The organism is Georgenia sp. Z1344 (assembly GCF_057652375.1).
The window spans coordinates 1,147,833-1,171,493 of sequence record NZ_CM172728.1; the positions used below are offsets into that span (position 1 = coordinate 1,147,833).

Annotated in this window: 21 protein-coding genes and 1 tRNA gene; 13 read left to right on the top strand and 9 right to left on the bottom strand. The window is 73.1% G+C overall.

Features of this window, described 5'->3' with window-relative positions:
• The first annotated feature begins 115 nt into the window (after positions 1-115).
• The gene (locus AC24FB_RS05085) at positions 116-526 is read left to right on the top strand and encodes an FKBP-type peptidyl-prolyl cis-trans isomerase (protein WP_425714780.1); all 411 of its coding nucleotides are present in this window, start codon (positions 116-118) and stop codon (positions 524-526) included.
• A gap of 340 nt (positions 527-866) precedes the next feature.
• Here AC24FB_RS05085 and AC24FB_RS05090 read toward each other — a convergent pair whose 3' ends face one another.
• Complete coding sequence (locus AC24FB_RS05090; protein WP_425714779.1) at positions 867-1,772, bottom strand: Bax inhibitor-1/YccA family protein; 906 nt, start codon at positions 1,770-1,772, stop codon at positions 867-869.
• A 243-nt stretch (positions 1,773-2,015) separates the two neighbouring features.
• Here AC24FB_RS05090 and AC24FB_RS05095 point away from each other — a divergent pair, with 243 nt between their 5' ends.
• The 5 genes from AC24FB_RS05095 (at position 2,016) to AC24FB_RS05115 (ending at position 7,841) form a co-directional block, all read left to right on the top strand.
• The gene (locus AC24FB_RS05095; protein WP_425714778.1) at positions 2,016-2,942 is read left to right on the top strand and encodes an ABC transporter ATP-binding protein; all 927 of its coding nucleotides are present in this window, start codon (positions 2,016-2,018) and stop codon (positions 2,940-2,942) included.
• On the top strand, positions 2,939-3,763 hold the full coding sequence (locus AC24FB_RS05100) for an ABC transporter permease (RefSeq protein WP_425714777.1): 825 nt from the start codon (positions 2,939-2,941) through the stop codon (positions 3,761-3,763). Before AC24FB_RS05095 ends, AC24FB_RS05100 begins: the two co-directional genes overlap by 4 nt.
• A gap of 11 nt (positions 3,764-3,774) precedes the next feature.
• Complete coding sequence (locus AC24FB_RS05105) at positions 3,775-5,292, top strand: sensor histidine kinase (RefSeq protein WP_425714776.1); 1,518 nt, start codon at positions 3,775-3,777, stop codon at positions 5,290-5,292.
• Positions 5,289-5,993: a response regulator gene (locus tag AC24FB_RS05110; RefSeq protein ID WP_425714775.1), complete on the top strand. Its 705-nt coding sequence runs from the start codon at positions 5,289-5,291 to the stop codon at positions 5,991-5,993. Before AC24FB_RS05105 ends, AC24FB_RS05110 begins: the two co-directional genes overlap by 4 nt.
• 792 nt (positions 5,994-6,785) lie before the next feature.
• A complete protein-coding gene (locus tag AC24FB_RS05115; RefSeq protein ID WP_425714774.1) occupies positions 6,786-7,841 on the top strand; it encodes a type IV toxin-antitoxin system AbiEi family antitoxin in 1,056 nt (351 codons plus the stop codon).
• A gap of 204 nt (positions 7,842-8,045) precedes the next feature.
• On the opposite strand, the gene AC24FB_RS05120 is transcribed toward AC24FB_RS05115, so the two are convergent.
• Positions 8,046-8,119 (bottom strand) — tRNA-Leu (locus AC24FB_RS05120).
• A gap of 154 nt (positions 8,120-8,273) precedes the next feature.
• On the opposite strand from AC24FB_RS05120, the gene AC24FB_RS05125 reads away from it, so the two are divergent.
• From AC24FB_RS05125 to AC24FB_RS05155, 7 genes are all read left to right on the top strand, one after another.
• The gene (locus tag AC24FB_RS05125; RefSeq protein WP_425714773.1) at positions 8,274-8,408 is read left to right on the top strand and encodes a hypothetical protein; all 135 of its coding nucleotides are present in this window, start codon (positions 8,274-8,276) and stop codon (positions 8,406-8,408) included.
• Between the two features lie 85 nt (positions 8,409-8,493).
• Positions 8,494-11,415 (top strand): DUF4040 family protein, encoded by a 2,922-nt coding sequence (locus tag AC24FB_RS05130; RefSeq protein WP_425714772.1) that lies wholly within the window; start codon positions 8,494-8,496, stop codon positions 11,413-11,415.
• The gene (locus tag AC24FB_RS05135) at positions 11,412-11,876 is read left to right on the top strand and encodes a cation:proton antiporter subunit C (protein ID WP_425714771.1); all 465 of its coding nucleotides are present in this window, start codon (positions 11,412-11,414) and stop codon (positions 11,874-11,876) included. The genes AC24FB_RS05130 and AC24FB_RS05135 overlap by 4 nt, the downstream gene beginning before the upstream one ends.
• Complete coding sequence (locus AC24FB_RS05140) at positions 11,873-13,585, top strand: monovalent cation/H+ antiporter subunit D family protein (protein ID WP_425714770.1); 1,713 nt, start codon at positions 11,873-11,875, stop codon at positions 13,583-13,585. The genes AC24FB_RS05135 and AC24FB_RS05140 overlap by 4 nt, the downstream gene beginning before the upstream one ends.
• Positions 13,582-13,944 carry a Na+/H+ antiporter subunit E gene (locus AC24FB_RS05145; RefSeq protein WP_425714769.1) on the top strand — a complete coding sequence of 121 codons (363 nt, stop codon included), beginning with the start codon at positions 13,582-13,584 and terminating at the stop codon, positions 13,942-13,944. Before AC24FB_RS05140 ends, AC24FB_RS05145 begins: the two co-directional genes overlap by 4 nt.
• A complete protein-coding gene (locus tag AC24FB_RS05150) occupies positions 13,941-14,198 on the top strand; it encodes an MrpF/PhaF family protein (protein ID WP_425714768.1) in 258 nt (85 codons plus the stop codon). The genes AC24FB_RS05145 and AC24FB_RS05150 overlap by 4 nt, the downstream gene beginning before the upstream one ends.
• Positions 14,195-14,593 (top strand): cation:proton antiporter, encoded by a 399-nt coding sequence (locus AC24FB_RS05155; RefSeq protein WP_425714767.1) that lies wholly within the window; start codon positions 14,195-14,197, stop codon positions 14,591-14,593. Before AC24FB_RS05150 ends, AC24FB_RS05155 begins: the two co-directional genes overlap by 4 nt.
• 4 nt (positions 14,594-14,597) lie before the next feature.
• Here the strand turns inward: AC24FB_RS05155 and AC24FB_RS05160 are convergent, their stop codons facing one another.
• The 7 genes from AC24FB_RS05160 to mfd all read right to left on the bottom strand — a co-directional run bounded on the left by AC24FB_RS05160 (position 14,598) and on the right by mfd (position 23,476).
• Entirely contained in the window at positions 14,598-15,545 is a 948-nt protein-coding gene (locus tag AC24FB_RS05160) for a Ppx/GppA phosphatase family protein (RefSeq protein ID WP_425714766.1), read from the bottom strand.
• Between the two features lie 34 nt (positions 15,546-15,579).
• A complete protein-coding gene (locus tag AC24FB_RS05165; RefSeq protein WP_425714765.1) occupies positions 15,580-16,080 on the bottom strand; it encodes a DUF501 domain-containing protein in 501 nt (166 codons plus the stop codon).
• Positions 16,080-16,847, bottom strand: a complete 768-nt coding sequence (locus AC24FB_RS05170) for an FtsB family cell division protein (protein WP_425714764.1) — start codon at positions 16,845-16,847, stop codon at positions 16,080-16,082. Before AC24FB_RS05170 ends, AC24FB_RS05165 begins: the two co-directional genes overlap by 1 nt.
• A 380-nt stretch (positions 16,848-17,227) precedes the next feature.
• Positions 17,228-18,508, bottom strand: coding sequence for a phosphopyruvate hydratase (gene eno, locus AC24FB_RS05175; RefSeq protein ID WP_425714763.1), 1,281 nt, complete (start codon positions 18,506-18,508; stop codon positions 17,228-17,230).
• Positions 18,509-18,715: 207 nt separating this feature from the next.
• A complete protein-coding gene (locus AC24FB_RS05180; protein WP_425714762.1) occupies positions 18,716-19,252 on the bottom strand; it encodes a hypothetical protein in 537 nt (178 codons plus the stop codon).
• A 49-nt stretch (positions 19,253-19,301) separates the two neighbouring features.
• A complete protein-coding gene (locus AC24FB_RS05185) occupies positions 19,302-19,748 on the bottom strand; it encodes a hypothetical protein (RefSeq protein ID WP_425714761.1) in 447 nt (148 codons plus the stop codon).
• Positions 19,745-23,476: a transcription-repair coupling factor gene (mfd, locus tag AC24FB_RS05190; RefSeq protein WP_425714760.1), complete on the bottom strand. Its 3,732-nt coding sequence runs from the start codon at positions 23,474-23,476 to the stop codon at positions 19,745-19,747. Before mfd ends, AC24FB_RS05185 begins: the two co-directional genes overlap by 4 nt.
• Between the last annotated feature and the right edge of the window lie 185 nt (positions 23,477-23,661).

The following is a 23,661-nucleotide window of genomic DNA, read 5'->3' on the forward strand; positions in this document are numbered from 1 at the left end:
CGTCGTCGGGCAGGCTGCCCCGACCGGGACCGACGCGGCTCCTGCCGACGGGCCCGCCTCCCGTAGCGTGGTCGCACCGGCCGCCCTGCGCGGCACCCCAGACGAAAGGATGTTCATGTCCGAGCAGCTGCCCACCGCCACCGGCTCCTTCGGCGAGAGCCCCACGCTCACGTTCCCGACCCCGACCGCGCCCGAGGGCCTCCAGGTCGAGGTCCTCTCCCCCGGCGACGGCGAGGTCGTCGAGGCCGGCGACACGATCGTCGTCAACTACCACGGGCAGGTGTGGGGCGGCGGCGTGTTCGACAGCTCCTACCCGCGCGGCGAGACGATCTCGTTCCCCATCGGCATGGGCGTCGTCATCGGCGGCTGGGACGAGGGGCTGCCGGGCAAGACCGTCGGCTCCCGGGTCCTGCTCTCGATCCCGCCGGAGCACGGCTACGGCGAGCGCGGCGTCCCGCAGGCCGGCATCGGCGGCGGGGACACGCTCGTGTTCGTCATCGACATCGTGGGCGTCGAGCGGCACTGATCCCGGGCGGCACTCATCTCGGTCGGCACTGATCCCGGGCGGCACTCATCTCGGTCGGCGCCGTCCGCGGGTGGTGCTCGATCGGGTGGCGGCGTCGTCGTCGGATGTGAAGCGCATTCTCGGCACCGCTGAGCCGCACGCTCGACCAGCAGGGACGCGCGCACGTTCGTCGAGATTGCGGTTGGGGCCCCAACCGCAATCTCGACGACGACGAACCGCAATCTCGACGTCCACCAACCGCAATCTCGACGACGACGAACCGCAATCTCGACGAACGGACGAACGACGGCGGCCGGTCACCGTGGGGTGACCGGCCGCCGTCGTCAGCGGGTGCCTCGGATCAGTCGTTGCCGCGCAGGATCGCGAGGATGCGCAGGATCTCGACGTAGAGCCAGATGAGCGTGACCGCGAGGCCGAACGCCGCCGCCCACGCGTACTTGCGGGGCAGGCCGGCGTTGACCCCGCGCTCGATCCCGTCGAAGTCGTGCAGGAGGCTGAACACCGCGAGGAGCACGGCGAACGCGCCGACGAGGATCCCGAGCGGGATGCCCATGATCTCGACGCCGGAGCGCATGCCCCACGGGTCGTCGGAGAAGCCGAAGATCATCATGCCGAAGTTGACGAGCGAGAACAGCCCGTAGCCCAGCATGCCGATGAGCATGAAGCGCGTGAGCTTCGGCGTCACGCGCACGGCGCGCGACGTGTACAGCAGGAGGGTCACGGTGGCGACGGCGAAGGTCGCGAGGACCGCCTGGATGACGATGCCCGGGAACTGGCCCTCGAGGACCATCGAGAACGCCCCGAGGAACAGGCCCTCGAGCGCGGCGTAGGCGAGGATCAGCGCCGGGCTGGGGCTGCGCCGGACCGCGTTGACGATCCCGAGGACGAGACCGCCGATGGCGCCGACGATCATCGGGAGGAACGCGTTCTCGATCGGGGTGAGGAACGCGGTCGCGAGGCCGACGAGGATGACGGTGCCGAGGACGAGGCCGGACTTGACGATGACGTCGTCGAAGGTGAGGCGGCCCGTGTCGGCCGGCGCGGCGGCCGCGCCCGAGTACTGCTGCTCGAACCCGCCCATCGGCATCGAGCCGGGCTGGGTCTGCTGGCCGAAGCCGGCCTGGCCCTGCTGCGCGTAGCCGGGCTGGCCGTAGCCCTGCGGGGCGGTGGCGGTCGATGCGGCCGCGCGGCTGCGCTGCCTCGGATCGTCGGAGAACACGCTCCGGTTGAAGTATGGGTTGCTCAAGGGATCCTCCTACCCGCTGAGGCACGGGGGGCGTGATGGGTGTCGCGACCGACGACGTCCGCCGACGGCGTGTCTCCACCCCAGACTATCCGGTGATCCGCCGGACGACAGGTCCCGTGCGGGGCGTTCACCCCAGGGCGTAGAGGAATATCCACCCACGGGGCACGACCGCCACGTACTAGGTTGGCCTGCGTACCGCGTCCGCGCCGGGCGCGGTGGACCACACCCGCCGGGGAGCGACACATGATCGAGGCCCAGGGCCTGACGAAACGCTACGGACCGACACTCGCCGTCGACCGGGTGGACTTTCAGATCCACCCCGGCACGGTGACCGGCTTCCTCGGGCCCAACGGCTCGGGCAAGTCGACGACGATGCGCATGATCATGGGCCTCGACCGCCCCACGGCCGGGTCCGTGACGATCGACGGCAAGCGGTACCAGGACCTGCGGGCGCCGCTGCACGAGGTCGGCGCGCTCCTCGAGGCCAAGGCCGTCCATCCCGGCCGCAGCGCCCGCTCCCACCTGCGAGGCCTGGCCGCCACGCACGGGATCGGCCGGCGGCGCGTCGACGAGGTCATCGAGCTCACCGGTATCAGCAAGGTCGCCAAGAAGCGGGTCGGCGGCTTCTCGCTCGGCATGGGGCAGCGGCTCGGGATCGCCGCCGCCATGCTCGGCGACCCCAAGGTGCTCATCCTCGACGAGCCGGTCAACGGCCTGGACCCCGAGGGCGTCCAGTGGGTCCGCACGCTCGTGCGCCGCCTCGCCGACGAGGGCCGGACCGTCTTCATCTCCTCCCACCTCATGAGCGAGATGAGCATGACCGCCGACCAGCTGCTCGTCATCGGCAAGGGGCGCATCATCACCGGCGGCCCGGTCAAGGACGTCATCGACGCCTCGGTGCGTCCCGTCGTCGTCGTCCGCACCCCGCACGTCGACCAGCTCCTCGCCGCGCTCCCGCCGCAGGCCGTCGCCCGGCGGGCCGAGGACGGGTCGCTCGAGGTCGAGGACCTCTCCGCCCCCGAGATCGGCGCCGCCGCCCACCACGCCGGTGTCGAGCTCCACGAGCTCAGCCCGCGCAGCGCGAGCCTCGAGCAGGCCTTCATGACCCTCACGCACGACTCGGTCGAGTACCGCGCCGGCAACGACTCAGGCAGCGAGGTCACCCGATGAGCACCGCAGTCGCACCGCCCGCCGCCCGCGGCCGCGTCACCTGGCTCGGCACCCTGCGGTCCGAGTTCATCAAGTTCTTCTCGCTGCGTTCGACCTGGTGGGTGCTCGGGATCGGCGTCCTGCTCTACGTGGCGTTCCAGTGGGCCACCGTCTGGGGCATCACCGACTCGGTCGACCAGTCGGGCTTCCCCGGCCTCGGCGACATCAACGGCGTCTACCTCCTCGTCCTCGTGGCCGGCATGCTCGCCACCACCTCGGCGATACTCGGGGTGCTGACGATGACGTCGGAGTACTCGACGGGGATGATCCGCGCGACCCTAGCGGCCCAGCCGAGCCGGATCGTGGTCCTGCTCGCCAAGACCGTCCTCATCGTCATCGCGATCGCCGTGCAGACGCTCGTCGCCTTCCTCGCGACCTGGGCGGTGGGCAACCCCTACCTCAGCGACGTCATGGACTCCGTCAGCCTCACGGACGGCGACACGTGGCGCGTGGTCGGCCTGTTCGTCCTCTACACCGTGACGTGCGGGGTGCTCGGCGTCGGCTTCGGCGCGATCTTCCGCTCGACGGCGGCCGGCATCTCCGCCGTGCTCGTCCTGCTCATGCTCGTCCCGATCATCCTCGAGTTCCTCCCCTGGGAGTGGGTCTCGACGGTCCGCGACCTCCTGCCCTCCAACGTGGCGGCGGACTACCTCGCCCCGGAGACCGGCATGCTCGGGATGGAGAAGGCCTACTCCGACACGGTCGGCGCGCTCGTGTCGACCGCGTGGGCGGCCGTCCCGCTCGCCGTCGGCGGGGTCCTCATGGTCCGCCGCGACGCCTGACGGCACTACCGGTGGCGGTCGAGGAGGTCACGGCGCCCGGGGAGCGGCCAGGCTCCCCGGGGGCGACCTCCGCGCACCCGCGGCCAGACGGGGACGGCGCCTCGCGTTCCGGGGCCAGGACGGGGGCTGCCGGGAGGGGGACGGCCGGGACGGGAACGGCCGACGACGACGCCCTCGGGGCGGAGGGGTGGGCCGACCGGGGGACCGACCCGCTCCTGACCGGGGCACTCGGCCGACTCCTCGCCCGCTACCCGGGCGCCCTCGACCTCGTCCTCGCCACGGCGTACGTGGTCGTCATGCTGGGGCTCGCGATCGTCGGCGCCCTCAGCCGGTACACGCCGGTCGCGGTCGTGGGCATCGCCGAGACCCTCGCGCTCGGGGCCGTCATCCTCCTGCGGCGTCGCGCCCCGCTCGTCCTCCTGGGCGTCGCCCTCACGGTGCCCGTCCTCGCCCGCATCGCCGACTCCGGGCTCGAGCCCGACCCTCCGGTCGTCACCATCTGGTCCTACGACCCGACGACACCGTTGCCGGTGTTCGACATCCTCGTCACCCCGCGGATCTCCCCTGTCGAGATCGTCGCCGTCGCCGTGCTCGTCCTCACCATCGCCCTCGAGCGGCCCGGGCGCACGACGGTCGTCGCCTCGGTGTCCGCCGTCGTCGTCGCCGTCTGCGCGTACCTCGTCTTCGGCGGCGAGGGGACGCGCATGCTCGACGGCGCCGAGGCCGCCGGTGTCATCGCGGTGGCCGCGCTCGTCGGCTCGAACCTGCGCGAGCGACGCCGCCGGGTCGCCCAGCTCGGCGACCGCGCACGGCGCCTCGCACTCGAGCGGGACCAGCGCGAGCAGCTCGCGGTGAGCTCCGAGCGCACCCGGATCGCCCGCGAGATGCACGACGTGCTCGCCCACTCCCTGTCCGTCATGGTCACCCTCGCCGACGGCGCCGTGCGCATCATGGACCGCGACCCCGCCCGCGCCCGCTCCGCGCTCGAGCGACTCGCCGGCACGGGGCGCGAGGCGCTCGGCGACACACGCCGGATGGTGGGGATGCTGCGGGACGACACGCGCGCTGCCCCCGTCGTCGGGGCCGGTTCCCGCCTTCCCGGCGTGAGCGCGCCCCTCGCGCCGCAGCCGGTGGTCGGCGAGCTCGACTCCCTCGTCGAGTCCTTCCGCGGCGCCGGGCTGCCCGTCTCCCTCGAGGTCACCGGCCTGCCGCTGCCGGACGACACGACGCTCAGCCTCACCGTCTACCGGATCGTCCAGGAGTGCCTGACGAACGTGCTGCGGTACGCCCCGGGCTCCCCCGCCATCACGGTGACGATCGCGCGCACCGCGGGCCAGGTGACGATCACCGTGGAGAACGTCGCCGGGGGCGAGCCCACGGTGCCGGGCGGATCGGGGCGGGGTCTCATCGGCATCCGCGAGCGGGTGGCCGTGTTCGACGGCAGCGTGACCGCCGGCCCGACGGATACTGGGTGGCGGGTGGAGGCGCGCCTGCGAGTGGGCGCCGGGACGATGGAGGCACGGACATGACCGACCGGCACGAGTCGAGCGACCAGGGCGTGATCACCGTGCTCCTCGCGGACGACCAGGCGCTCCTGCGGATGGGCTTCCGCATGGTCCTCGACGCGGAGGACGACATCGAGGTGGTCGGCGAGGCCGGGGACGGCCGCACCGCGGTCGCCCAGGCCGCCGCGCTGCGCCCCGACGTCATCCTCATGGACGTGCGCATGCCCGAGCTCAACGGCATCGACGCGACGACCCGCATCGTGCGCTCCCACCCGGGCGCGCGGATCCTCATCCTCACGACCTTCGACTTCGACGAGTACGCGTTCGCCGGCCTGCGCGCCGGTGCCTCCGGCTTCCTGCTCAAGGACACGCCGCCCGCCGACCTCGTCGAGGCCATTCGGCGCGTGGCGAGCGGCGACGCCGTCATCACGCCGCGCATCACCCGCCGGATGCTCGACATGTTCGGCCCTCGACTGCCCGCGACGGGACGGGAGCAGACCCCCGCCGAGCGCGACCCGCGGATCGGCAGCCTCACGTCGCGGGAGCTCGAGGTCTTCACCCTCGTGGCCCAGGGGCTCTCGAACGCCGAGATCGCCGGGGAGCTCGTCGTCTCCGAGACCACGGTCAAGACGCACGTGGGGGCCGTGCTGGGCAAGCTCGCGCTGCGCGACCGCGTCCAGGCAGTGGTGCTCGCCTACGAGACGGGCGTGGTGCAGCCGGCCTGAGTGGCGGCGGGCGGTGCGGACGTCATCCGGGCCTGACTGGTGTGGCCGGCCCGAGTGGCGCGGGCGGTGCGAGCGTCATCCGGGCCTCACTGGTGTGGCCGGCCCGAGTGGCGCGGGCGGTGCGAGTCGCGGCTGAGCTCCGCACCTCCGCCGACTGCTCGGCACCCCACCGAGGGGTTGAAGAGTTGCCGAGGAGTCGGATCGCCGCCGAAGAGTCGGTCAACGCACCGAAACGACAGGCGGCGGAGGTCCACTCGACACGTCCACCGACTCCTCGACACATTCACCCGCTGTTCGACACGCCCACCGACTGTTCGACACGTCCGCTGCGCAAGCGGTCGGCCCGCCGAGGGGTTGAAGAGCCGCCGAGGATTCGGATCACCGCCGAACAGTCGGTCAACGCACCGAAACGACAGGCGGCGGGGGTCCACTCGACACGTCCACCGACTGTTCGACACGTCCGCTGAGCAAGCGGTCGGCCCGCCGAGGGGCAGTAGAGATGCCGAGGAGTCGGATCACCACCGAAGAGTCGGTCAACGCACCGAAACGACAGGCGGCGGGGGTCCACTCGACACGCCCACCGACTCATCGGCACGCCCACCGACTGTTCGACACGCCCACCGACTGTTCGACACGTCCACCGACTGTTCGACGCCCCCTCGGCGCCGCGGGTCCCGATCGCCGGACCACCCGGCAGCCACCGCAGCCCACAGGCGCCCCCCGGCCCCCGCTGTCCACAGGGCCAGCGCGGTACCACCGCCCGGCCGGCGCCCGTCGACCAGTCTCGAGCTCATGACGAACGCCGCACGGGTCCCACGGCCGCCGACGCCCCGGCTGCTCCTCGGCGACCGCCGCCGCTGCTCGGACCCGTTGGCCGGCGACCCCGCGCACGAGACCGTCAGGGTCCGGCGCGGCGCCGTCGCCGTGGTGCGGCGTGACCTCTCCGGTCCCGCTCGACGGCGGGAGGTCTACCGGGCGAGGTGCGTCGCGGTGCAACGACAGGCCCGGTCGAGGCGTGCCCTGACTCTCGAGTCGGCGGCGGCGCTCCACGGGCTGCACCTGTGGGGCTTCCCGACGAGCGTGCCCGTTCTCTACCCGGCGCGCGGGAGTGCGGTGTCTGCCGCGGACGTCGAGATTCACAGATTCTCGGTCCGGCCCGACGACGTCGAGTCCATCGACGGCATCCTCGTCACGACGCTCGAACGCACGGCGATCGACCTGGCTCGTCTGCGCGACCCGGAGTCCGCGATCCTTCCCCTCGACCACGTGTTCGCGAAGCTCTGCCGCGCCGATCGACGGGAACGGGAGCGGGTCGACCGGGACGCGGCCCAGCTCCGCGCGCGTCTGATCGATCGGCTCCGGACGGAGTTCCGCGGCGCTCGCGGCGTCCGTCGCGCCATCCAGCTGATCGGCTGGGCCTCACCGTGGTCGGAGTCGGCGTGGGAGTCCCGGCTCCGCTGGATCGTGCTCACCTGGGGCGTGCGGGACGCGGTTCAGCAGTGCCGGATCGAGACCGAGCACCACCGCTGGTGGGTCGACCTCGCGATCCGGTTCGGGACCTCCGACGACGGGCGTCCGCTCTGGCTCGTCGTCGAGTTCGACGGGCGGACCAAGTACGGCACCGATCCCACGACCACGTCGGACGCGTTGTTGAAGGAGCGCCGACGGTACCACGATCTCGAGCGGGCCGGGCACAAGGTTCTCCACCTCACCGCCGCGGAGGCCACCGATCCGGCCGTCGCCGTCCGCCGGATTCTCGATCGCCTGCCGGACGGCACCCACCTGGCCCTCGACCCCGTCGTCGAGCTCATGAACCCTGCGCCGAAGCCCAGCCGGCAGGCCAGGTAGGCGCGACCCGCACAGCAGGCGCGACCGGCCCGGCAGGCGCGGCCCGCACTGCAGGCGCGACCGGCCAAGCAAGCGCGGCCCGCACAGCAGGCGCGACCGGCCCGGCAGTCGCGACCGGCCCGGCGGGCGAGGTCGGCCCGGCAGTCGCGACCGGTCCGGCGGCGGACACGGCTGAGTCGGCAGGCGCCGCGCCGCGTCCTCATGTGCCCCCAGCGGGACTCGAACCCGCACTGGGCCGGGTTTAAGCCGGCTGCCTCTGCCGATTGGGCTATGGGGGCGCCCGCTCTCGCGAGGCAAGGGTCCATCGTGCCGTACCCGGGCACGATCCGAACCGACGACGACGCCGTCACCACCGCCGACACCACCGGCACCATCACGGCAACACCCTGAAACCGCGCGGGAGTCCACCGAGGCGTGGATACACTGCCGCCGATGCCAGTCACCGTCGACCTCGTGCCCGACGCCGCCGTCGCCGCGTCGGTCTGCACGCTGCCCGTGCACGTGGGCACCAACGGTCAGGTGTCATCCTGGGGCGCACCGCTGGCGGGATTCCCGCCGACCCGATGAGTGCGGCCGGCCCATCCGCGCGAGCGAGACCGTGCGGGTGCGGCCAGTGACAGACCAGTCCCCCATCACCTCCTAGGCGGCACCGTTGCTCACCCTTGCACTTCTGGCCACGCTCCTCGCGTGCGTGGCCGCGATCCCGCTCGGGCGCGTCCTCGGACGCGGCGCCGGCCTCCCACTGGCCCTGCCACTGCTGATCGGCGCAGGGCTGCTGGTCACGGCCTACGACGGGGTCGACGAGCCGGTCGACGAGGTGTGGTCGTGGATGCCCACGCTGGGCGTCGACCTGGCGCTGAGGCTGGATGGCCTCGCCCTGGTGTTCGCCCTGCTCGTGCTCGTCATCGGCGGCGCGATCCTCGTCTACGCCAGCCGGTATCTCGGCCGCGGGACGCAGTCGCGGTTCTACCTCCTCATGACGCTCTTCGCCGCGGCGATGACGCTCCTCGTGCTCTCCGACGACCTCGTCGTCATGTTCGTCGCATGGGAGATCACGACCCTGTGCTCGTTCTTCCTCATCTCACGGTCCGGCCCCCACGCCCACGAGCCCGCGGTCCGCACCCTCCTCGTCACCGTCGCCGGGGGCCTGAGCCTGCTCGCCGCCGTCACGACGATGATCGCCACCACGGGTACGAGCAGGTTGAGCGAGGTGCTCCGCGACCCGGTGTGGACGCAGGACGGCACCTTCACCACGACGGTCGCCGTGCTCCTCGCCGTCGCCGCCTTCACGAAGTCCGCCCAGTTCCCGTTCCAGGCGTGGCTGCCCGACTCGATGGTCGCCATCACGCCGGTGTCCGCGTATCTCCACGCCGCCGCGATGGTCAAGGCCGGCATCTACCTGCTCCTGCGGTTCTCGCCCGTGCTGTCCGGCGTGCCGATCTGGTCGTGGCTGCTCATCTTCTCCGGCCTCGTCACGGCGCTCATCGGCGCGGCCGGAGCGATGCGCCGACACGACCTCAAGGAGCTGCTCGCCTACTCGACGATCAGCCAGCTGGGACTGCTCGTCGCCGCGATCGGCGTGGGGACCGAGGCCGCCCTCACCGCCGCCGTCGTCCACACGATCGCGCACGCCCTGTTCAAGGCCACGCTGTTCATGCTCGTCGGCGTCATCGACCACGAGGCCGGGACCCGGGACCTGCGCGAGCTCGCCCGGATGCGCATCCGTATGCCGGTGACGACGGGCGCCACAGCCCTCGCCGCCGCCTCCATGGCGGGCGTACCGCTCCTCCTCGGCTTCGTCTCCAAGGAGTCCCTGCTCGACGCGTTCCTGGGCGCCCCGGGACCCGGGTGGGTACCGGTCGTCATCACGCTGGCGGCCGCCGCGACGTCGGTGCTCACGTTCGCCTACTCGGCCCGATTCGTGCTGGGCGCCGCCGGTCGCGGCACCGGTCGGCCCGAGATCGACCACCCGTCGACGACACGCCCGACGACGACAAGCCCGACACGCCCGACGACGACAGACCCGTCGAGCGCACCGGCGGCGTCGCTGCGTTCCTCCCCCACCGAGGTCCACGACGGCGATCCCGTGTTCCTCGCGCCCCCCGTCCTCGGCGCGCTCGCCACGCTCGTGCTCGGCCTCGCGCCGTTCCTGCTGGACACGCTGGCCTCCGCCGGCGCGAGCGGCTCGACCGGCGCGGGGCTCGACGTCCACCTCGCCCTGTGGCACGGCCTCACCCCGGCGCTGGGGGTGTCCGCCGGCATCATCTCCCTCGGCGTCGTCCTCGTCCTCACCCGCGCCCGGGTCGACCGCCTCCTCGAACCGCTCGCGTTCCCGTTCTCGGGGCTCGACGTCGTCGACGCCCTGCGCCGCGGCACGATCTCGTTCGGTGGCAGCATCGGCCGTCTCACCTCACCGATGAGCCCGCGCCGTCACCTCGCAATCCCGGCGGCGTCCCTCGCACTGATCGCGGGCTGGATGCTCCTGCGGACGGACGAGCTGCCGGCGCAGGTGGGCGACCCGACCCGACCGCTGGACTGGGTGCTCGTCGCGCTGGTCGCCGCCGGAGTCGTCGCGGCCGTGCGGGCGCGGTCGCGGATCTCCGCCGTCGTCGTCACCGGTCTCGCGGGCTTCACCATCAGCCTGTGGTTCGTCGTCCTCGGCGCCGCGGACGTCGCCCTGACCCAGCTCCTCGTCGAGATCCTCACCGTCTGCGTGATGGTCCTGCTCCTGCGCAGGCTCCCCGAGAACTTCCGTAGGTCCCCGCTCCGCAAGCGGGTCCCGGCCGCCGTCGTCGCGGCCGCGGCCGGCCTCGCCACGTTCGCCGGGGTGTTCGTGCTCACGGGCCGCCGCGAACCGTCGTCGGCGAGCACCTACTACCTCACCGAGGGCGAGTCGATCACCGGCGGTGCCAACATCGTCAACACGATCCTCGTCGACTTCCGTGCCCTCGACACTCTCGGTGAGCTGACGGTGCTGGGCGTCGCGGGTCTCGTGGTCGCCGTCGTCGTGCGGTCGCGCCGCCTCACACCCAGCCGCCCGTCCCCGATCGACCCGCGTTCCCCCATCGCCGACCCCCGCGAGAACACCGTGTTCGTCCGGACCGTGGCGCGAGTCGTCGGTCCGCTGGCCGTGATCCTGTCGGCCGTCCTGCTCCTGCGCGGGCACCATGAGCCCGGCGGCGGCTTCATCGCAGCGCTCGTCGGCGGCAGCGGCTTCGCGCTGCTGTACCTCGCCGCCCCGGCGGACAGCAAGGCCCCGATCCGTTGGCCCTACCTCCTGCTCACGGGCCTCGGCATCATGGTCGGTGCCGGGTCCGGGCTCGCGGGCTACCTCGACGGCTCGTTCCTCGCCCCGTTGTCGACCGACATCCTCGGGTACCACCTCATGTCGTCGCTCGTCTTCGACATCGGCGTCTACCTCGCCGTCCTCGGCCTCGTCCTCGCCTCGTTCAACCTCCTCGGCCGGCCGACGACGCAGACCGGGCCCGGCACGCCGACGGCACAGACCGGCCCGACCGACGCGGCGCCCCGGCGCGAGCACGCCATCCCCACCGACACGGAGGAGGCACGATGACCGTCGCCCTCACCGCCGCGATCCTCGTGGCCGGCGCCGTCTACCTCATGATGCAGCGCGAGATGCTGCGGGTCGTCCTGGGCTTCGTCCTGCTCGGCCACGCCGCGAACCTCGTCCTCATCGCGGCGGGCGGCACGTCCCGTCGGGGCCTGCCGTTCGGCACGCCCGACGACCCGTCCTCGACTGCCGACCCGCTCCCCCAGGCATTCGTGCTCACCGCGATCGTCATCGCCTTCTCGATCACGGTCGTCATGCTCGTCCTTGCCGTGGCCGGGGGTCAGGACGACGACACCGCCGACGGCTCCATGGAGGACGACGACGGGGCCGGTCCCGAGCGGCTCGGCCCGTCCGACTCCGACGGGGACTGGAGCGAGCCCGCCGACGCCCCGGCCTCGCACCGGGACGCCGACCCACGCAGCACCCGCGCACGACCGGCCGAGGACCCGGCGGTGAGCTCGTGAACGCCGCCGTACTTCCGCTGTTCGTCGCCGTCCCGCTCCTGGTCGGTGGCCTTCTCGTCGTCGTCGGGGATCGTCCGCGGGTGCAGGCGGTCACGTCCTTCGCGGTGCTCGCGGCGTCGCTCGCCGGCGGGGTCGCGCTCGTGGCCCACTTCCGCGACGGCGGGGCGATCGCTCATGACGTCGGCATGTGGGAGACGGGGATCGCGATCCCGTTCGTCGCCGACATGTTCTCCGCCCTCATGCTCGTCGTCACCGGCATCCTCACCCTGACCTGCACCGCGTTCGCCCACGCATCCGGACGCGCGGCCTCGCGCTACTTCGGCCCGCTGGTCCTCGTGCTCACCGCGGGCGTCAACGGCATCCTGCTCACCGGCGACATCTTCAACATGTTCGTCTTCATCGAGGTCATGGTGGTGCCGGCGTACGGCCTCTACGTGCTCGCGCGCCCCGCCTCCGCCACCCTCGGTCAGATCGCCGGCGCGCGACTGTTCGTCACCGTCAACATGCTGACGTCGACGCTCTTCGTCTCCGGCGTCGGGCTCGTCTACGGCGTGGCCGGCACGGTCAACCTCGCCGAGCTCCAGGGGGCCGCCGCGGAGGACCCGTTCGTGGCGGCCGCGGGCGCTGTGTGCCTGTTCGCACTCAGCATCAAGGCGGCCGTCGTCCCCGTGCACGGCTGGCTCGCCAAGGCCTACCCGGGCACCTCACCGGCCGTGACCGCGCTGTTCTCCGGTCTCAACACGAAGGTCGCGATCTACGCGATCTACCGGATCTACGCCGTCCTCTTCGACGGCGACTCGCGGTACCTGTGGATCGGCGTGGTCGCGTTCGCCGCCACGATGGTCATCGGCGTGCTCGGCGCGGTCGGCGAGACGACGACCCGCTCGATCCTCGCGTTCCACATGGTCAGCCAGATCGGTTACATCCTCCTCGGGGTCGCCTTGTTCACGCTCGCCGGGCTCACCGCGGGGATCTTCTACCTGCTGCACCACATGATCGTGAAGGCGTCGCTCTTCCTGTCGACCGGGGCGATCGAGGTCCGCTACGGGACCGGGAGGGTCGGCGCGCTGAGCGGCATCGCCAGACGCGAACCCGTGCTGGCGGTCGCGTTCTTCGTCGCCGCACTCTCCCTCGCGGGCATCCCTCCCTTCTCCGGCTTCGTGGCCAAGCTCTCGCTGATCACCGCCTCGATCGGGGCCGGTGAGATCGGCGCCGTCGTCGTCATGCTCGCCGTCAGCCTCGTCACCCTGCTGTCGATGCTGAAGATCTGGTCCGGGATGTTCTGGGACCGGAAGGCCGGGTCCGCGGCCTCGGGCGCTGCGACCCAGCAGGACGCGGACGCAGCCCCCTTCGCCGAGGAGGGTGACTCCGTGCCGCCGGCCTCCGCCGGTGCTCGCCCGGCGACGAACGACCAGGCGCCCCGCACGACGACGAACGACGCGGCCGCCACCGCGACGGTGACGGCCGCCCGGACGGCGACCGACCCCACGACCGACCCCACGGACGACACCGCGACCGCCGCGGAGAGTCCAGTCCCCGAGGACGGAGGCAGGCGGGTCGGCGCCGCGCTCGCCGCCCCGGCGGTGGCCCTCGCGGCCGTCACGGTCGCGCTCGGCCTCGGCGGCGAGCTCCTCCTCGGGCTCTCGGAGACCGCCGCCCAGGGTCTTCTCGACACGTCCACGTACGTCGAGGCGGTGCTGGGTCGATGAGCTGGTTGACGTGGCCGTTCCGCATCGCGTGGTTCGCCCTCTGGTACGCGTGGCAGCTGCTGATCTCCAACGTGGCCGTGCTCAAGGACAACCTCACGCCGGGACAGGACTCGACGCCGGGCATCGCCCGGCTCGTCACCCGGTGCCGCACCGACCTGGAGGTCACCCTGCTCGCCGCCCTCATCACGCTGACCCCGGGCACGCTGACGATCGGGAACGAACGATCCGGACCCGACGGCAGCCGCGTCCTGTACGTGCACGGCCTCTACTGCGCGGACGCCGAGGAGCTGCGCGCCGAGCTGCGGGACATGGAGTCCCACCTCCTGCACGCGTTGCGACGGACGGGGGTGGCCTCGTGACCGGCGTCGTCGTCGCGATCGTCATCGTCGGCGTGACCTCCGTGGTCGCCACCTACCGGATGTTCGTCGGCCCGACGGACGCGGACCGCGCCGTCGGCGCCGACCTGCTGTCCTTCGGGGTCATCGGACTGATCGCCCTTGCCGGCGTGCTCACCTCCATGGTCTTCGCCTTCGACCTCCTGCTCGTCGTCGCGCTCGTGGCCTTCCTCAGCGCGATCTCGCTCGGGCGCGCGGTGACGAGGGGGCGGCGATGACGGAGGTGATGGCAGTGGTCGGCAACGTCGTGGTGGTGCTCGGCGCGCTCGTGTTCGCGACCGCCGCGCTGGGACTCGTGCGCTTCCCCGACGTGTACATGCGGATCTCGGGCGTCGGGACCGCCGGAGGCTTCGGCATCATCCTCGTCGTCGTCGGATGCCTCCTCATCATGCCCTCGTGGCGCAACCTCGGCCTCGCGCTCCTCGTCATCGGCATCCACCTCGCGACCTCGTCGGTCGGCACGATGGTCGTGGCCCGCGCGGCCTACCTCACCGGCGTCCCGCTTCGTCGGAGGAGCTTCGACGACCTGGCCGACGAGACCGAGCGCCGTGCCGTGCGGGGCGACACGGCCGCGCCCGACGACGACGAACGCGCCGCCGACCACCGCGACTAGCCCGTCAGGCGAGCGAGAGCGCGATGCCGTCGAGGATGTCGTGCTCGGAGGTGACGACGCCGGCCGTCCCCGCCCCGCCCGTCCGCTCGGACACGTGGCGCACGACCTCGCTCCACACGAGCGCGCCGCCGCCGATGACGTCGATCCGGCCGGGGTGCATGAACGGCATCGCCTCGCGCTGCGCGCGGGAGGCGGCGAGCAGCTCGTCGCAGGCGGCGAGGACGGCCGCCTCGGTGAGGACCGAGCCGTTGATGGCGGCCGGGTCGTAGGCGGGCAGGCCGAGCGCGTGCGCGGTGACGGTCGTGACGGACCCGGCCACGCCGATGAGCGTGCGGACGCCGCCCAGCGGGAGGTCGGCGTCCTCGAGCAGCCGCCGCACGTCGGCGCGCGCCGCGGCCTCCTGCTCGGCGCTCGGCGGATCGGCGACGAGGTGCCGCTCGGTGAGGCGGACGCACCCGACGTCGAGCGAGACGGCCGCGTCCGGGGTCGCGGACCGCGGGTCCCCGACGACGAGCTCGGTGCTCCCGCCGCCGATGTCGACGACGACCACCGGCCCCGGCGTCCCCTCGGCCAGGACGGAGGCGGCACCGGCGAACGAGAGCGCCGCCTCGGCCTCCCCCGTGACGACCTCGGGCTCGACGCCGAGGATCTCGCGGATGCCGTCGACGAAGACCTGCCGGTTCTCGGCGTCGCGGGTCGCGGACGTGGCAACGAATCGGATCCGCTCCGCACCGTGCTGCTCGCACAGCTGCGCGTACTCGCGGGCCGCGGCGAAGGTCCGCTCGAGCGCGTCCTCCGCGAGGCGGCCGGTGCGGTCGACGCCCTGGCCCAGGCGGACCACCCGCATCTCGCGCACGACATCGTCCAGCGCCGCGCCGCCCGCCCCGGGCACGTCGGCGACGAGGAGTCGGATGGAGTTGGTCCCGCAGTCGATGGCTGCCGCTCGAGTCACCGGGTCATGCTGTCACGCGCCGGGGACAACCCGCTCAGCAGGTGCAGGTCTCGGGACTCCACATCCCGCGCGCGGCCAGGACGTCGAGCGTCTCGTCGCCGAACGGGTTGATCCCGCGCCCGACGGCGAGGGTGTGCGCGAGCAGGGCGTGCAGGCACTTGACGCGCTCGGGCATGCCACCCGCCGAGATGCCGGCGATCTCCTCGACCTCGCCGAGCTCGGCGCGCCGGGCGAGGTAGTCCTCGTGAGCGGCGGCGTAGGCGGACCTCAGGTCGTCGTCGGCGGCGAGTCTGGACTGCATGTCCGCCATGAGGTGCTCGGCCTCGAGCGTGGAGACGGCGCGCGTGGCGGGCGGGCAGGTGAGGTAGAAGCTCGTGGGGAACGGCGTGCCGTCCTCGAGGCGGGGTGCCGTCCGGACCACGGTGGGGCGGCCGTGCCGGCAGCGCGCGGCGATCGCGATCACGCCGCGCGGGACGCGTCCGAGCTGGTCCTGCAGCGCGTCGAGGTCGGCCTGGGCGACGGGGCTCTCGCTCATCAGTCCGGCACCGTCTCGCCCGACGGGATCTCCTGGTCGCTCGGCACCTCGGGTGGCAGCTCGGGCTCGGGGACGTCCTGCCCCTCCTCGCCCTCGGTCGCGTCGGCGCCCGGGATCGCGCCCGCCTCCTCGACCGACTCCTGGAGGTTGAGGTACCAGGGGCGCGAGGCGGCGATCGCCTCCTCGCGGGCGGCCTCCTCGACCTCCTCGACCGGTCGGCCGCCGGTCACGGCCTCCGGGTCGACGACGACGAACGGCGTCTGCCCCGGCATCGTGTAACCGAGCCGCTCGCGCGCCTGGGACTGGACGTACTCCGGGTCGTCCCACAGGGCGAGCTCGTCGGTGAGGCGCTGCTCCTCCTCCTCCGCGGCCGCGAGCGCGTCCTCGGCGGTGCGCAGCTGCTCGGCCTGGAGGAGGGCGTGGCGGGCCGTCGGCGCGATGATCGCGAAGGCCACGAGGAGCGTGAGGACGAGCGCGAGGGCCCGCAGGGAGAGGATCGGCCGGTCGCCGTCGGACGTGGCGATCGCGAGGCGACGGTTGCCGCGCGAGCCCCCGCCGGACCCGGGCGACGGCGGTGTGCTGGAACCGCGCGAGCCGCCGGCCCTCGTCCGGCCGGCGTCCCCGTCCCGGCCACGGCCGGTGGTGGTCGGCCTGCTCGCCCGGTCCGCGGAGGGGCGGGTGCGGCCCGTGGGGCGCGACCGTGCGCCGCGGGCGGCGGACGAGCGGGGTGCCCCGGGCTTGCGGGGGGCGGCGGGCGGACGACTCACCGCGTCATCGTCCCTCACGGGTCCGGCAGGGGCGGGGACCGGCGTGGCGCGAGTCGCGCCACACCCTCACCGAGACTGCGGTTGGTGCCCGCCGAGACTGCGGTTGGTGCCCGTCGAGATTGCGGTTGGTGCCCGCCGAGATTGCGGTTGGTGCCCGCCGAGATTGCGGTCGGGAACGGCGTCCCGGCCGAGAGTGCGGCGGGGAACGAGCCTCGGTCGAGAGTGCGGTCCGGAGACGTCGAGAGTGCGGGTGGAGCCAGGCCCCACCCGCACTCTCGACCACCGGGGGCGAGGGAGCTCAGCCCCCCACCCGCACTCTCGACAGCTGACAACCGGAGACTGTCCGGCTCCTAACCGCAATCTCGACGAAACGGGGAGGGTCAGGCCTGGTGACGCGGGAAGGCGCTGCGGCCGGCGTACTCGGCCGCCTCGTCCAGCTCCTCCTCGATGCGCAGCAGCTGGTTGTACTTCGCCACGCGCTCGCCGCGCGCCGGGGCGCCGGTCTTGATCTGGCCGGAGTTCACGGCCACCGACAGGTCGGCGATCGTCACGTCCTCGGTCTCGCCCGAGCGGTGCGAGACCATCGCGGTGAAGCCGGAGCGCTGCGCGAGCGCGACGGCGTCGAGGGTCTCGGTGAGCGAGCCGATCTGGTTGACCTTGACGAGCAGCGAGTTGGCCGCCTTCTCGGCGATGCCGCGGGCGAGCCGCTCGGGGTTGGTGACGAACAGGTCGTCGCCGACGATCTGCACCTTGTCCCCCACGGCGCCGACGAGCCGGCTCCACGCGCCCCACTCGTCCTCGCTCAGCGGGTCCTCGATGGAGACCAGCGGGTAGTCGGCCACGAGCTGCTGGTAGTACGCCACCATCTCGTCGCTCGAGGTCGACTTCCCCTCGAACTGGTAGGCGCCGTCGGAGAAGAACTCCGTCGAGGCCACGTCAAGGGCGAGCGCGATGTCCGTGCCGGCCGAGAGGCCCGTGCTCGAGATCGCCTCGAGGATGAGGTCGAGCGCCTCGCGGTTGGAGCCGAGGTTGGGGGCGAACCCGCCCTCGTCGCCCAGGCCGGTGGCCAGGCCGCGCTGCTTGAGCACGGACTTCAGCGCGTGGTAGACCTCGGCGCCCTGACGCAGCGCCTCGGCGAAGCTCGTCGCACCGATCGGCGCGATCATGAACTCCTGGATGTCCACGTTCGAGTCGGCGTGCGAGCCGCCGTTGAGGATGTTCATCATCGGCACCGGCAGCAGGTGCGCGTTGGGGCCGCCGAGGTAGCGGTACAGCGGCAGTCCGGCGGACTCGGCGGCGGCCTTGGCCACGGCGAGCGAGACGCCGAGGATCGCGTTGGCGCCGACCTTGCCCTTGTTGGCCGAGCCGTCGAGGTCGAGGAGCGTCTGGTCGATGAAGCGCTGCTCGGACGCCTCGAGGCCGAGGATCTCGGGCGCGAGGATCTCGAGCACGTTGTCGCGTGCCTGCTGCACGCCCTTGCCGCCGTAGCGCTTGTCGCCGGCGTCACGGAGCTCGACGGCCTCGAACGCGCCGGTCGACGCGCCGGAGGGGACGGCCGCGCGGGCGACGACGCCGTCGTCCAGCCCGATCTCGACCTCGACGGTCGGGTTGCCCCGGGAGTCGAGGATCTCGCGTGCCGCTACTTCGAGGATGGTGGCCACAGGTTCTCCTTGTGTCGGGGATGCCCGGATGTTGTCGGGCTCCACGCTAGTCCCCACGAGCGGCCGGGGTCAGTGCTGTCCGGCCTTCCGGGAGTACGTGCAGCGCTCGGGGCGATGCCCCCACCCATGCACGACGACGAACATCGCACCTTCGCCGCGGCGCACCGCACACGGACCCGGCCGGCTCACGACCGACGAGCGGCCCGGTCAGGGAACGACCGGCATGCCCTCCCCGGCGGGCGCCGCCTGCAGCCACGGATGCGCCGGCTGCGCGTACTGGCCGCCCTCGACGGTCCCGTACCGGGGGTTGAGCTCGATGTCGACCTCGCTCATCGCCTCCGTGACCTGGGTGGACAGCGCCTGGTCCGACTGGAGCTGGCCGGCCAGCATGAGGGACTCGACGATCTCGAGGGTCTGCGGGAGGTAGTCGCCGTCGGGCGTGTAGCCGCTCTGCTCCGTCATCGTGGCGAGCTGGTCGCGCACGGCCTGGTCGCTCACGGTGAGTCCGTTCTCGCCCGCGACGCGGGTGATGGCGTCGGAGTACGCGTAGTTCATCACGGCGTCGACGGTGGTCAGCTCCTGGCCGAACACCCCGACGAGCTCTCCGGCGACGGACTGCGCCTCGCGCTCGGACATCTCCTCGCCGTCGATGACGGCCGCCGTGCCGGGGTTGGCCGAGCAGCCGGCGAGCAGGGCGCCCAGCGCGAGCGCGGGCACGATCGCCGATCGGATGGTGCGAGCCACAGTTCCTCCTGTCGTCCTCGCCCGCGGCACGGCCGTGAGCGCCACCATGCTAACCGCGTCGCCGACCCGGTCTGCGCGGTGCGGAGGTGGCCGCCAGCACGACGCCGATGCCGGCGAGCGCGAGCGTGGTCGCCGCGGCGACGCGGACGAGCCACGGCTGCATCCCGATGGGCAGCTCCGCGGCCTCGAGGATCTCGAACCCGCTGCCCGAGTCGGTCGCGGACGCGGTGGCACCGTCGAGCAGCCCACCGCTGCCGGCCTCGGCGGACGCGTCGGTGCGCGACCCGTCGGAGCCTGCCTCGCCGGAGCCGCTCTCCCCCGCACCCGGCTTGTCGGGCTCGCCCGGGGACGTCGACGACGACGCCGCGGCGGCCGTGGAGGTGTCGGTGACGTCCGGGGCGGCAGCGGCCGCCGGCCCGGCGGCCAGCCCCACCACGAGCACGGCCGCGGCGAGGGTCGACCGCAGGGCGGTGCGTCCGGCGTCGTGCACGGTCATGCCCCCGCCGCGCCCGAGCCTGCACCCGCGCCCGCGCCGGCCCATGCACCGGCCGGCGCCCCGACCGGCGTGCCGATGAGGGCGACGACCTCCTCGACCCACGCGAGCAGGTCGACGTCCGCGAGCGGTCGCCCGCCGACCTTCTGCGTGAGCGGCCACGGCACGAGCGCGGTGCGCACGGCCGGCTTGAGCATCGTCCCGCGGTGGACGCGGGTGAGGCGCAGCGACTGGGACTCGGCGAGCTCGACCGGGAAGAACCGCACGTTCTTGCCCTGCGCGGTGATCTCCTGGATGCCGGCCTCCCGGGCGTGGGCCCGCAGGCGCGCGACGGCGAACAGCCGCTCGACGCTCGGCGGGACCGGCCCGTACCGGTCGACGAGCTCGGCGCGCACGGAGTCGAGGGCCTCGTCGTCGTCGGCCGCGGCGATCTTTGCGTAGACCTCGAGGCGGAGGCGCTCGGTGTCGACGTACTCGGTGGGCACGTGGGCGTCGATCGGGAGCTCGACCCGGACGTCGACGCGCTCGGGCTCGACCTTCCCGTCGCGCCAGGCGGCCACGGCCTCGGAGATCATCCGGACGTACATGTCGAAGCCGACGCCCTCGATGTGCCCGGACTGGTCGGAGCCGAGCAGGTTGCCGGCTCCGCGGAGCTCGAGGTCCTTCATCGCCACCTGGATGCCGGCGCCGAGCTCGGTGTGGGAGGCGATGGTGGCGAGCCGGTCGTGCGCGGTCTCGGTCAGCGGCTTGTCCGGGTCGTAGAGGAAGTAACCGTAGGCCCGCTCGCGCCCGCGACCCACGCGCCCGCGCAGCTGGTGGAGCTGGGACAGGCCGAACGTGTCGGCACGCTCGACGATGAGGGTGTTCGCGTTGGCGATGTCGAGGCCCGTCTCGATGATCGTCGTGCACACGAGCACGTCGATCGAGCGCTCCCAGAAGTCCTGGATGACGGCCTCGAGCTGGTGCTCGTTCATCTGCCCGTGCGCCACGCCGATGCGCGCCTCGGGGACGAGCTCGGCGAGGTGCTGGGCGGTGGCGTTGATCGAGCGGACCTTGTTGTGGACGTAGAAGACCTGACCCTCGCGCAGGAGCTCGCGCCGGATCGCGGCGCCGACCTGCTTGTCCTCCTGCGCACCGACGTACGTGAGAATCGGGTGCCGCTCCTCCGGCGGCGTGGCCAGCGTGGACATCTCGCGGATCCCGGTCACCGCCATCTCGAGGGTGCGCGGTATCGGGGTCGCGGACATCGCGAGGACGTCGACGTTGGTCCGCAGCTGGGTGAGCGTCTCCTTGTGCTCGACGCCGAAGCGCTGCTCCTCGTCGATGACCACCAGCCCGAGCTCCTTGAACCGCACCTGACCCGTGAGCAGGGTGTGGGTGCCGATGACGACGTCGATCGACCCGGCGGCCAGCCCCTCGCGGACCTCCGTGGCCTCGGCCGGGCTCTGGAAGCGGGACAGGGCGGCGACCCGGACCGGGAAGCCGGCGTACCGCTCGGCGAACGTGTCGAGGTGCTGGTTGACGAGCAGCGTGGTGGGCACGAGGACGGCCACCTGCTTGCCGTCCTGGACGGCCTTGAACGCGGCCCGCACGGCGATCTCGGTCTTGCCGTAGCCGACGTCGCCCGAGATGAGGCGGTCCATCGGCATGGCCTTCTCCATGTCGGCCTTGACCTCGTCGATCGCGCTCAGCTGGTCGGGCGTCTCCGTGTAGGGGAAGGCGTCCTCGAGCTCGCGCTGCCACGGGGTGTCCGGGCCGAACGTGTGGCCGACCGTGGCCTGGCGCGCGGCGTAGAGGCGGACGAGCTCGCCGGCGATCTCGCGGACCGCCTTGCGCGCCTTCCGCTTGGCCGCCGCCCAGTCAGAGCCGCCCATCTTGTTGAGCGCGGGCGCCTCTCCCCCGACGTAGCGGGAGACCTGGTCGAGCGAGTCCGTGGGCGCGAACAGGCGGTCGCCCGGCTGGCCCCGCTTCGACGGCGCGTACTCGATGACGAGGTACTCGCGGGTGGTGGCGGTCTCGCCCCTGCCGACGGTGCGGGACACGAGCTCGACGAACCGGCCCACCCCGTGCTGGGAGTGGACGACGAGGTCGCCCGGCCGCAGGGACAGCGGGTCGACGGCGGTGCGGCGCCGGGCCGGCATCTTGCGCATCTCGCGCGTGGAGCTGCCCGGGCGGCCGGTGAGGTCGGACTCGGTGAGGACGGCCAGGCGCTGCCCGTCGACGACGAACCCCCGGTCCAGCCCCGGGTGCGTGATGGTGACCAGGCCGGGCTCGGGGGCCTCGGGCAGGTCGGTGACGAGGCGGGCCGGGACGTCGGCCTCCGCGAGCGAGTCCCGCAGGCGGCGGGCGGGCCCGGCTCCTTGGGTCGTGAGCAGGATGCGCCACTCGTCGTGGACGAGGGCGGCGAGGTCCTTGAGCGCGCCGTCGACGTCGCCGCGGTACCGGCGGGTCTCGCGCGCGGCGACGGTGCGGGGGTCGTCGTCGGGGCCCGACGCGGCCGCGATCGCGGCGCGGGCGGCGGACCCGCCGGGATCGGCGGCGTCGTCGGCCGGGGTGCCGGAGCCGTCGGGCGCGCCGCCCGACCCGGCGGAACCGGGAACGACGGTCGCGTCCTCGAGCCCCTCGTCGGTCGGCAGGGAGCTGACGCTCCACCAGCCCTGCCCCTTGGCCAGGGCGAGCGCGCGGGCCTCGGCGAGGTCGGCGAAGGCCGCGGCCCGCAGGTCGAGCGGGACCTCGGCCCCGGACGCGGCGGACGTCCACGCGGCGGCGAGGAACTCCTCGGTGGTCGCGGCCAGGTCGGCGGCCCGGCGGCGGATCCGCTCGGGGTCGACGAGGACCACGAGCGAGCGCTCCGGCAGCAGGTCGAGGAGGGGCTCGAGGCCGTCGGCGAGGACGGGGCTCAGGGCCTCCATGCCCTCGACGGCGACACCCTCGGAGATCCGCTCGAGCATCGGGGCGGCGGACGGCACGGTCGGGATGAGGGACCGCGCGCGCTCGCGCACGGCCGGGGTGAGCAGGAGCTCGCGGCACGGCGGCGCCCACAGGCCCTCCTCGGCGACCTCGAGGCTGCGCTGGTCGGCCACCGAGAAGCGGCGGATCTCCTCGACGTCGTCGCCGAAGAGCTCGAGGCGCAGCGGGTGCGGGTCGGTCGGCGGGAAGACGTCGACGATCCCGCCGCGCACGGCGTACTCGCCGCGGCGCTCGACCATGTCGGTGCGGGTGTAGGCGGCGGCCTCGAGGGCGCGGACGAGGTCGTCGAGGGCGATCGTGTCGCCGACCTGGACGCGGACGGGCTCGAGGTCCGCGAGGCCCGAGACGATCGGCTGGAGCAGCGCGCGCACGGGCACCGTGACGACGCGCGGGCGCGCGGTGCGCGCCTCCGGCCCGGGGTGGACGAGGCGGCGCAGCGTGGCCAGGCGGTGGGCCACGGTGTCCGAGCGCGGCGAGAGGCGCTCGTGCGGAAGGGTCTCCCACGCGGGGAACGTCGCGACCTCGTCGGCGGGGAGGAACTCGCGCACGCCGGTGGCGAGCTCGTCGGCGTCGCGGCCCGTGGCGGTGACGAGGACGATCGGGCGGTCGGTCGCGGCCAGCTCCGCGGCGAGCGCGGGGCGGACGCCGACGGGGGCGGTGGTCGCGCGGTGCGGCTCGAGGACGGGGGCCGAGGCGGCCGCGACGAGCGCGGCGATCGCCGGGTCCTCGCGCAGCAGGGGAAGCAGTCCGGTGAGGGACAACGGGTCCTCCGGTCGAGGAAGTGGGGAGCGGGAGGCAGTCTACGACCGGTGCGGGGCGGCGCGGGCAGCGGTCACCGGGCCGTGACGGCCGCGCCGGTCGGCCGCGCCGGACGATCCGTGACCGCCGGTACGGGCGTACCCGGGGCAGGCGACGGATGGGACGTGACGCGGCGGCCTGCCGGCGC

Coding starts and splice junctions, on each gene's coding strand:
- AC24FB_RS05085 (WP_425714780.1), top strand. CDS start 116: ATGTCCGAGCAGCTGCCCACCGCCACCGGCTCCTTCGGCGAGAGCCCC.
- AC24FB_RS05095 (WP_425714778.1), top strand. CDS start 2,016: ATGATCGAGGCCCAGGGCCTGACGAAACGCTACGGACCGACACTCGCC.
- AC24FB_RS05100 (WP_425714777.1), top strand. CDS start 2,939: ATGAGCACCGCAGTCGCACCGCCCGCCGCCCGCGGCCGCGTCACCTGG.
- AC24FB_RS05110 (WP_425714775.1), top strand. CDS start 5,289: ATGACCGACCGGCACGAGTCGAGCGACCAGGGCGTGATCACCGTGCTC.
- AC24FB_RS05115 (WP_425714774.1), top strand. CDS start 6,786: ATGACGAACGCCGCACGGGTCCCACGGCCGCCGACGCCCCGGCTGCTC.
- AC24FB_RS05125 (WP_425714773.1), top strand. CDS start 8,274: ATGCCAGTCACCGTCGACCTCGTGCCCGACGCCGCCGTCGCCGCGTCG.
- AC24FB_RS05135 (WP_425714771.1), top strand. CDS start 11,412: ATGACCGTCGCCCTCACCGCCGCGATCCTCGTGGCCGGCGCCGTCTAC.
- AC24FB_RS05145 (WP_425714769.1), top strand. CDS start 13,582: ATGAGCTGGTTGACGTGGCCGTTCCGCATCGCGTGGTTCGCCCTCTGG.
- AC24FB_RS05155 (WP_425714767.1), top strand. CDS start 14,195: ATGACGGAGGTGATGGCAGTGGTCGGCAACGTCGTGGTGGTGCTCGGC.
- AC24FB_RS05165 (WP_425714765.1), bottom strand. CDS start 16,080: ATGAGCGAGAGCCCCGTCGCCCAGGCCGACCTCGACGCGCTGCAGGAC.
- AC24FB_RS05185 (WP_425714761.1), bottom strand. CDS start 19,748: ATGACCGTGCACGACGCCGGACGCACCGCCCTGCGGTCGACCCTCGCC.